At 26.5% G+C, this 9,829-nt stretch carries 7 protein-coding genes; 5 read left to right on the forward strand and 2 right to left on the reverse strand.

Annotated elements, in window-relative coordinates; genetic code table 11:
• Positions 1-231: 231 nt before the first annotated feature.
• Together GBZ86_RS09115 and GBZ86_RS09120 are read left to right on the forward strand one after the other, a co-directional pair.
• Positions 232-600 carry a DUF1292 domain-containing protein gene (locus GBZ86_RS09115; RefSeq protein WP_152889926.1) on the forward strand — a complete coding sequence of 123 codons (369 nt, stop codon included), beginning with the start codon at positions 232-234 and terminating at the stop codon, positions 598-600.
• A 228-nt stretch (positions 601-828) separates the two neighbouring features.
• Positions 829-1,473, forward strand: coding sequence for an HAD-IB family hydrolase (locus GBZ86_RS09120; protein WP_152889928.1), 645 nt, complete (start codon positions 829-831; stop codon positions 1,471-1,473).
• A gap of 76 nt (positions 1,474-1,549) precedes the next feature.
• On the opposite strand, the gene GBZ86_RS09125 is transcribed toward GBZ86_RS09120, so the two are convergent.
• Entirely contained in the window at positions 1,550-3,199 is a 1,650-nt protein-coding gene (locus GBZ86_RS09125) for a putative manganese-dependent inorganic diphosphatase (RefSeq protein WP_152889930.1), read from the reverse strand.
• Positions 3,200-3,442: 243 nt separating this feature from the next.
• Between GBZ86_RS09125 and GBZ86_RS09130 the strand changes: the two genes are divergently transcribed.
• Together GBZ86_RS09130 and GBZ86_RS09135 are read left to right on the forward strand one after the other, a co-directional pair.
• The gene (locus GBZ86_RS09130) at positions 3,443-5,284 is read left to right on the forward strand and encodes an APC family permease (RefSeq protein WP_152889932.1); all 1,842 of its coding nucleotides are present in this window, start codon (positions 3,443-3,445) and stop codon (positions 5,282-5,284) included.
• A 154-nt stretch (positions 5,285-5,438) separates the two neighbouring features.
• Positions 5,439-7,985 carry a calcium-translocating P-type ATPase, PMCA-type gene (locus GBZ86_RS09135; RefSeq protein WP_327444763.1) on the forward strand — a complete coding sequence of 849 codons (2,547 nt, stop codon included), beginning with the start codon at positions 5,439-5,441 and terminating at the stop codon, positions 7,983-7,985.
• Between the two features lie 38 nt (positions 7,986-8,023).
• Here GBZ86_RS09135 and GBZ86_RS09140 read toward each other — a convergent pair whose 3' ends face one another.
• A complete protein-coding gene (locus GBZ86_RS09140; protein WP_152889934.1) occupies positions 8,024-8,428 on the reverse strand; it encodes a hypothetical protein in 405 nt (134 codons plus the stop codon).
• A 281-nt stretch (positions 8,429-8,709) separates the two neighbouring features.
• On the opposite strand from GBZ86_RS09140, the gene deoC reads away from it, so the two are divergent.
• Positions 8,710-9,384, forward strand: coding sequence for a deoxyribose-phosphate aldolase (deoC, locus tag GBZ86_RS09145; RefSeq protein WP_327444761.1), 675 nt, complete (start codon positions 8,710-8,712; stop codon positions 9,382-9,384).
• The last annotated feature ends 445 nt before the right edge of the window (positions 9,385-9,829 follow it).

Consider the following 9,829-nt stretch of genomic DNA (forward strand, 5'->3'; position numbering starts at 1 on the left):
TATAAATAGAGTGTAGAAATTTTATTTATAGAATTTGAAGATTATAAAAATAAAGCTTATGGATTTACTTATTAGTGAAAGTTTATAAGTTTTTGAATAATATAATTTGTTTTAGGCAATGTTAAATTTAAAAATAAAAAATAATTAAAATTTTTTAAAAAAACCTTTTAATATTATGCTTTTAAGGTTAAAATTAAAACATAACAAAATTTCCACAAGGGAGGAAAGATTATGTCAGATAAAGAATTAAATAAATGTTGTGGAAGCAACTGTGGTTGCGGAAGCGAAGTAGAAGAGAAACATGAAGGATGTTGTGGTGGACATCATGAACATAGCCATGAAGGTTGTGGATGTGGAGATCATCATGATCATGAGCACTTTGTAGTAGACTTAGAAGATGAAGAAGGAAATGTCATCTCATGTGACGTTATAGATGCATTTGAGTACAAAGAGGATGAATATGTATTAGTACAAAATCCAGCTGATGGATCAGTTTATTTATTTAAATCTCAAGGAGAAGAAGGAGAATTAACAGTTCCTTCAGAAGAAGAGTTTGAAGAAGTAACTAAGTACTATGAGGAAGAATTATCAAATCAATAATTCTAATATAATACTTATATGTGAATAAGGAGTGCTAAGTTTTTAGCACTCCTTATTCACATATTAAAATGGTTTGAGTAGCAGATTATGTTCCATGTAAAAATTTTAAAAAAGAAAAATCATAATGAAATATACTATGATTTTCCCTGAAAATTATGGTAATATATATAAAAGTAATAATAAAAAATATATATGTCTTTAAAACATAACTTAATTTGGAGTGATTATATGGAAAAATTAGCGATATTTGATATAGATTTTACAATTACTAAAAAAGAAACTTTAATGGAACTATATAAATTTCTCATTAAAGAAGACAAGAAAAACTTAAAATTTCTTCCAAGAGCTTTATTTTCTGGCTTTATGTATGGCATAGGAATATATAATGAAAAAAAGGTAAAAGAAACTTTTTTGAAATTTATAGATGGAATAAAAGAGAATGATTTGAAGAAAATAGTTAAAAAATATTATAATGATAGATTAATTAATATTTTATATAAAGATGCTTTAGATATGATAAAAAAATTAAAATCAGAAGGATATAAAGTGTATTTAATATCTGCATCACCAGAATTTTACATAAAAGAGTTTTATGCTATAAAAGAAGTTGATAAAATTATAGGAACAAAATTTTCTTTTAATGAAGAAGGAATTTTTCAAAGAAAAATGTTAGGAGAAAATTGTAAAGGTGAAGAAAAGGTCATTAGGTTAATGAAATATTTAAGAGAAAATAATATAATTGTAGATTTTAAGAATTCTTATATGTTTTCAGATTCATTATCAGATTCACCGTTGTTGGATTTAGTTGGAAATCCATATCTTATAAATTTTAAGAAAGAAAACAATAAATATAAAAAATTAAATTGGCAATAAAAAAGATATAGGATAGTTATTATAATAACTATCCTATATCTATCTTACTCTATTTAATTTTAGGTACTTCTTTTATTTATTTAGATATTCTTGTAGTTATTGTAGACGTAAGAGGAGGAACAACTTGTTTTTTTCTTGATAAAACTCCAGGTAAGAATGTTGTTGCCTCTTCAAGTTTAACTTTAAAAGTTTCTTCAGCTATTTCTGGTGATTTACCACAAACTAATAATTGAGAACCTTCATTAATTATATCAGTTAATAGTAACATTATAACTTCAAGACCCATATTATCAGCTTTTTTATCCATATATTCAAGCATTTCTGATTTTAATGGCATAAATCCTTCAATATCCATTGTATTAACTTGAGCTACTCCAACTTTAATTCCTTCTATTGTGAATGGTTTAAAGTCTTGATTAAATATTTCTTCTACAGTTTTACCCTTTAATGAAGTACCAGCTTTAAACATTTCTTTAGCAAAAGCTTCAACTTCAATATCAGCTATTTCAGCTAATTTTTTGCAAATTTTAATATCTTGTTCTGTACATGTTGGTGATTTAAATAGTAAAGTATCAGATATTATAGCACCACATAAAAGTCCAGCTGACTCTTTAGATGGTCTAATACCATTTTCAAAAAATCTTTTAGCTACTATAGTAGAAGTACTTCCAACAGGTTCATTTCTAAAGTATATAGGATTACCAGTTTGAATATCAGCAACTCTATGGTGATCTATTATTTCTAATACCTCAGCATCTTCTAATCCATGAACTGATTGACCTCTTTCATTATGGTCTACTTGTATAACTTTTTTCTTATGATTAGATATTAAATGGAATCTAGCAATAGTTCCAACAACTTTATTATTTTCATCTAAAACAGGGTAGTTGCTATATCTAGTTTCTCCCATAGTTATTTTTACATCTTCAACTAAGTCATCTGTAGAGAAAGTTACAAGATTTTCTTTAGCCATTATATATTGCACTGGTAAACTCTGGATTATAAGTCTTGAAGCAGTAAATGAATCATGAGGTGTAACTATTAGTGAAACCCCTTTTTCTTTTGCTAATTTAACTATTTTATCACAAGCTTTATGACCACCAGTTACTATTAATAAAGATACATTTAAATTAATTAAAGCTTCTTGTACATCAGCTCTATCTCCTATAATAGCTATATCACCAGAAGTTATAAAATCATTCATTGATTCTGGTTGCATAGCAGCTACAACTATTTTTCCAGGAAATGTTTTTATATTTTCATTTATGTTTTGAGTTTCAGCACATAAAGTTTCAACTATATTATCTAATGAAGTATTACTTTTTGCTAAGATACAATTATCCCAAATATCCATGTAAGTTGCAGTAATATTTGAAGTTGAAAGAATTCCAACCAAATGATTATTACCATCAGCAACAGGAATAGATTTAATATTGTTATCTCTCATTATGTTCCAAGCCATTTTTAAAGAAGCTTCAGGAGCAATTGGAGTTATTTTATCCATTTCTAAATCTTCAACTTTTAACTTTACAGTTTCTAAAAATTGAGGAGCATTCACAGTAAAATAATCTAATATGTATTGAGTTTCTTGATTTATATTACCAAGTCTTACAGGTATTGCAGGTGTATTTTGAGTTTTGTTTTTAAACTCAGCATAAGCAATAGCTGCACATATTGAGTCAGAATCAGGATTTTTATGTCCTGTTATGTATATAACATCTTTCATTATAAGTCCTCCTTGAAATAATTTATTTACCAATATATTTTAATTGTTACACAACAAAATGTAAAGTATGTACATATTTCAAAGGATTTTTATATATATTATTACTTATTTAAATATAAAATATTTTCACCTATTTATTATCAATAAAACATAAAATATCTAATGTTTTGAAATAATAGATGCTTTGACTTGTATTTTTTCTTATTTTAAAATAAAAGAAAAATAAAAAATAGGAGGAGAATTATGGAGACATTAAGAAAACTTAAAAGTTTTATAATAGGAAAGCCTCTTAAATCATCAGATATTCATAAAGAAAAATATACTGTTTTAACAGGATTACCTATTTTATCTTCGGATGCTATATCTTCTGTAGCATATGCTTGTGGTCAAATTCTGTGGGTTTTTATTCCTGTATTAGGAGTTTTATCTTTTAAGTATTTAATGTATGTAACATTATTAATATTACTATTGTTATCTATATTAGTATTTTCTTATAAACAAACTATAGAAAATTATCCTAAAGGTGGGGGGTCATATATAGTATCAAAAGAAAATTTAGGAGAATTACCAAGTCTACTAGCAGGTTCAGCACTAACCATAGATTATATTTTAACTGTTGCAGTAAGTACAACAGCAGGAGTTGCAGCTATAACATCAGCTTTTCCAAGTCTTTTAAGGTTTAATGTACATATAGCTTTATTGATAATTTTAATAATGACTTTAGGAAATCTTAGAGGAATTAGAGATTCATCTAAAATATTTGGACTTCCTACATATTTATTTATAATAGTTAGCATAATAATGATTTTTTATGGTTTAATAAAATGGTATGTATTGAAGATAACACCCACTATAAATGCTAATATGCCAAGACAAATAGAAACTTTAAGCGTATTTTTATTTTTAAAAGCATTTTCTTCAGGCTGTACAGCTTTAACAGGAATTGAAGCTATTAGTGATGGAGTAGCAAATTTTAAAGAACCATCTACTAAACATGCTAAAGGTGTTTTATATTTATTATTTTTAATAGTTATTATTTTATTTGGTGGTGTATCGTGGTTAGCAACTTTATATCATCCAGTACCTACATTAGATAAAACAGCTTTATCTCAAATAGCTGAAGTAATATTTGGTAATAATAGTATAATGTTTTTTGTTATGCAATTTTCAACTACATTTATATTAACCATAGCAGCTAATACTGCTTTTTCAGATTTTCCATTATTGTTATCATTTATATCTAGAGATGGTTATGCACCAAGACAATTTTCTAAAAGAGGTGATAGATTAAGTTTTTCAAACGGCATTATATTATTAGCTATTTCTGCTACCATACTTATAGTAGTATTTAATGGAGATAATCATGCATTAATTCCTCTTTATGCTGTAGGAGTTTTTATTTCATTTACATTATCACAAACTGGTATGGTTTTTAAATGGTGCCGTGAAAAAAAAGGAATATGGAAACATAAAGCTTTTATAAATGGTTTTGGAGCAATTACTACCTTTATTACAACTATAGTTATATCGATAAATAAGTTCAAAGGTGGAGCTTGGATAGTCTTTATTTTAATACCAACTATTATATTATTAATGAAAAGAACTAAAGCACATTATAACAAAGTTGAAAATCAATTAAGTTTAGATAATAATAATTTAAAAAGATTGAAAGAAGATTTAGTAAAAAAAATTATAATACCAGTGGACAATCTAAATGCTGCTATTATAAGAACTATAGATTATACTACTTATATGTCAAATGATGTAATGGCTATTCATATGTCTGTTGATGAAGAAGAAACAAAAGCGTTACAAAATAAATGGAAAGAACTTAATATATCCATTCCTTTAATTATTAAACCTTGTGAATATAGACAAATTGTTGAAACATTAGTTGATACTATAGATTCTGAGGTTTTTAAAGTTAATGAAAAGGAAATGATAGCAGTTGCAATACCTCATATTAAATCTAGAACACTATGGCAAAACTTTTTGGATAACCAAACTGCTAAATTTATAAGAAAATTACTTTTAAAAAGAAGAAATATTGTTGTTTTAGCAATTCCCTTTATGATAGATGATTAAAAAATAGAAGATTAGAAAAAAGTTAAAGTAGTAAAGAAACTTTAGTTTTTTTCTGATCTTTTTTTAATTTACATAAAATATTTTTAGTTCTAAACTTACTATCCTAGTACATATATTACAATAGATTGCTTGGATAAAAGGAGGAACTATAGTGATACAGGAAAAGGAGTTAGTAAGAGGATTAACTTCTCAAGAAGCTGAGAAAAGGTTAAAAAACTTTGGTCCTAATGAAATAAGTGAGAATAAAAAAATATCTCCTATAAAGATATTATTTGCTCAATTCAATGATTTTATGGTTTGGGTATTAATAGGAGCTACTATTATATCAGGACTTATGGGAGATATTACAGATGCAATTACAATATTTATAATTGTAATTTTAAATGGAATTTTAGGATTTATTCAAGAGTTTAAAACAGAAAAATCTTTAGATGCTTTAAAGTCTTTAGCTGCACCTACTTGTAAAGTTCTTAGAGATAATAATATAAAAGTTGTAAATGCAGGACTTTTAACTGTAGGAGATATAGTTATATTAGAAGCTGGAGATAGAATACCAGCTGATGGAGAAATTATAGAATGTACAAATTTAATGGTTGATGAATCATTGTTAACTGGTGAATCTGTGGGTGTTAACAAAGGTATTACAGGAAAAAGCTCACGAGTTTTTATGGGGACTAGTATTACAAAAGGAAAAGGTATGTTTAGAGTAACTGATGTTGGGATGAACACTGAGATGGGAAAAATAGCTGATATGCTTCAAAATATAGAAGAAGAGAAATCTCCTTTAAAGGAAAGGTTAGCAAGCTTAGGAAAAATATTAGTTATATTATGTTTAATTATATGCGTTTTAGTTACTGCATTAGGAGTATTAAGAGGTAATGAATTAACAGAAATGTTTTTATTAGGAGTTAGTTTAGCTGTTGCGGCAATTCCAGAAGGATTAGCAGCTATAGTAACAGTAGCGTTAGCATTAGGTGTATCTAGAATGCTAAAAAGAAATGCTTTAGTAAGAAAATTACCAGCTGTAGAAACTTTAGGATGTACATCAGTTATATGTAGTGATAAAACTGGAACATTAACTCAGAATAAGATGACTGTAAAAGAAGTTTATGTTAATGGAAAAAATTACAGTGTAGATGATGAAAGTATTTTTAAAAATTCCATGTTAATGAAAGCTTTTATTTGTTGTAATGATTGTAATTATGATTTTTCTAAGTCTAATATGGAAGAGGCTTTGCATGGAGATCCTACAGAAACAGCTCTTATAAAACTTTATTTTAAAGAAGTACCTTTGTTAAGATCTGTTATATCAAATAGCAATAGAATATTTGATATACCTTTTGATTCAGATAGAAAAATGATGTCTGTTATTGTTAAGGAAACTGGGAAAGAAATTTGTTATGTTAAAGGAGCACCAGAAAAATTAATAAATAAGTGCAATCAAATTTATGAGGATGGTATTGTAAAAATATTAACAGCTCAAAAGAGAAAACAAATTCTAGATACAGTAGAAAATATGAGTAATAGAGCACTTAGATGTATAGCAGGAGCATACAAAGAAAATTCATTAACAAGAGATTCAAATTTAGAAAGTAATTTAGTTTTTTTAGGAATAGCAGGAATTATAGATCCTCCAAGAGCAGAAGTGAAGGATGCAGTATTAAAATGTAGATTAGCAGGTATAAGACCTGTAATGATAACAGGAGATCATAAAAACACAGCTTATGCTATAGGAAAAGATTTAAATATAGTTAATTCTCAAGATCAAGTTTTAACAGGAGAAGATATTGAAAAATTATCTGATAAAGATTTAAAAAATAAAGTTAAAAATATAAGAATATTTGCTAGAGTTACTCCTAATCATAAATTGAGAATTGTAAAAGCATTCAAGCAAAATGGAAATATAGTAGCAATGACTGGAGATGGCGTAAATGATGCACCAGCTATTAAAGAAGCTGATATAGGTATTTCTATGGGAATATCAGGTACAGATGTAACTAAAGAATCATCTGCAATGATATTAATGGATGATAATTTTGGAACTATAGTATCAGCAGTAGAAGAGGGAAGAACTATATATGATAATATTAGAAAATTTATAAGATATCTTTTATCTTGTAATTTAGGTGAAGTATTAACAATGTTTTTGGCTACTATTTTTTATTTGCCTAGTCCTTTATTGCCAATACAAATATTATTTGTAAATTTGGCTACAGATGGATTGCCAGCTATTGCTTTAGGTGTAGATCCTGGAGATAGTGATATAATGAGACAGCAACCAAGAGATAAAAAAGAAAGTATTTTTGCAAGAGGTTTAACTGAAAAAATATTAGTTAGAGGTTCTTTAATAGGAATATGTACTCTATTATCTTTTATGGCTGGATTATATTATAAAATGGATATACAAACTTGTAGAACATTAGCTTTATGCACTTTAGTTATGTCACAGTTATTACATGTTTTTGAATGCAGATCTGAAAGACATTCCATATTTGAAATAAAATTATTTAGCAATCCTTATTTAGTAGGAGCGGTAGGAGTATCAATCTTTATGATGCTATCTATTGTATATGTTCCATTTTTAAGAGGTATATTTCACACTACAATTTTGGGGTTAAATCATTGGCTTATAGTAATGTTTTTCTCATCAATTATTTTCTTTATAAATAGTTTATATTTATTTATAAAAGTAAAAAAATAAAAAATAATAAGAAGGCATTTGTAAAAAATGCCTTCTTATTATTTATGTCTATATTGTTGTTTTGCTTTTTTAAATTGTGAATGATCTACTGGTATTAAGTCTTGTTTATTAGTTAAATTAATTATGTTACTTAATTCTATAAAATCTTTTTCGTTTTCTTTATTAGATTTAAGTCCTTGAACCATAACATTATGTCCTTTATGAACAACTATAAATTGAGGTTTTTTAAACCAAGAATTTTTTTTGTAAATACACTTTATAACTGATTTGCTTCTTTCAGGTTTAACTATTAAAGTAGCAACTAATTTATGAAATATCCAAAGAATAGTTTTTTCTTCTACTTTAACAGATAAAACATTTCCTTGAAACTGAGCCATTCTATCGCCATATTTTTCTAAATAAGAATCTGTATAATACTTAGATAATTTTTCTTTAAATCCCATCTCTAAAACTCCTTTTTAAAAACAATGTTTATTAATGAAATAATTATAATCCTAATTCTTAAGTTAAACTAATAAATAGTATTATAGCATAATATTTAAGGTAATGAAATACCTTAAATATTATAGAAATATAGCGATTTTTACAAGTTCTACTATTTAATATAAATAATAAAAAATAGTAAATTTTATAATGAATTTTAGTAAATGTTTACTTTGTTGTAGACTAATGAAAATATTTACTTTATAATTAAATAAGAATTAAAACTTAGGAGGAATTTAAAGTGGATAAGAAACAATTAGCAAAAATGATAGACCATACAATATTAAAAGCTGATGCTTCAGAGAAGGCAATAAGAGAATTATGTAAAGAAGCGTTAGAGTATAATTTTGCATCAGTATGTATTAATCCTTCAAATATTAAGTTATGTTCAGATTTATTAAAAGATAGTGATGTAAAAGTATGTACAGTAATAGGTTTTCCTTTAGGTGCAAATACTACAGAAGTTAAAGCATTTGAAGCAAAAGATGCTATTGAAAAAGGTGCTACTGAAGTTGATATGGTTATAAATATAGGAAAGCTTAAAGATAAAGATTATGACTATGTAGAAAAAGATATAAAAGCAGTAGTGGATGCAGCTAAAGGAAAGTCTTTAACAAAAGTAATAATAGAAACTTGTCTTTTAACAGATGATGAAAAGATTATGGCTTGCAAATTAGCTAAAAAAGCTGGAGCTGATTTTGTAAAAACATCAACTGGTTTTTCAACTGGTGGAGCTACTCCAGAAGATATAAAATTAATGAGAGAAACTGTTGGTCCAGAAATGGGAGTGAAAGCATCAGGTGGAGTTAGATCTATTGAAGATGCCGAGGCTGTAATAAAAAATGGAGCAACAAGAATAGGAGCATCTGCTTCAATTGCTATATGTGAAGGAAAAATTTCAAATTCATCATATTAAATTACGTAGGATTTTACAAAGAGTGCTTATTGCACTCTTTTTTTATTCTTTAGGAAGTTATAATTTAAAAAATCTGTGGATAACTTTAATTAAAGTGCCGAAGGCGGTCTGCAAAGCAGAACTTGTTCTAGAATTTATTAAATTAGGATATAACTGTAATTTAACCCGAATTATTCACCAAACTATTTTTTAGAAGATAAAAATATCTAAATATATGGTTTGGTGTTTATTTTTTTAAAGAATTTTCATTTTAGCATAGAAAATTTATAAATTTTATTTTATATATCTAAAAAGGGTAAAGTATCCCTACGGACTTGTGGAAATTCCTTATTTTTCGATATTAAATTATATATTTTTCATATCATGGCAGAGCCTTTAAGGCACCTATATTATTTAATATATTCATAAACTCTTCTTTGTAAGGACAACTACTACAAAGTTTAAA

The sequence above is a fragment of the Clostridium tarantellae genome, from assembly GCF_009295725.1.
GTDB classification, from domain to species: domain Bacteria; phylum Bacillota; class Clostridia; order Clostridiales; family Clostridiaceae; genus Sarcina; species Sarcina tarantellae.

Bases quoted from the DNA above. Each gene is read 5' to 3' on its own strand.
- GBZ86_RS09115 (WP_152889926.1), top strand. From the start codon at position 232: ATGTCAGATAAAGAATTAAATAAATGTTGTGGAAGCAACTGTGGTTGC.
- GBZ86_RS09120 (WP_152889928.1), top strand. From the start codon at position 829: ATGGAAAAATTAGCGATATTTGATATAGATTTTACAATTACTAAAAAA.
- GBZ86_RS09125 (WP_152889930.1), bottom strand. From the start codon at position 3,199: ATGAAAGATGTTATATACATAACAGGACATAAAAATCCTGATTCTGAC.
- GBZ86_RS09130 (WP_152889932.1), top strand. From the start codon at position 3,443: ATGGAGACATTAAGAAAACTTAAAAGTTTTATAATAGGAAAGCCTCTT.
- GBZ86_RS09140 (WP_152889934.1), bottom strand. From the start codon at position 8,428: ATGGGATTTAAAGAAAAATTATCTAAGTATTATACAGATTCTTATTTA.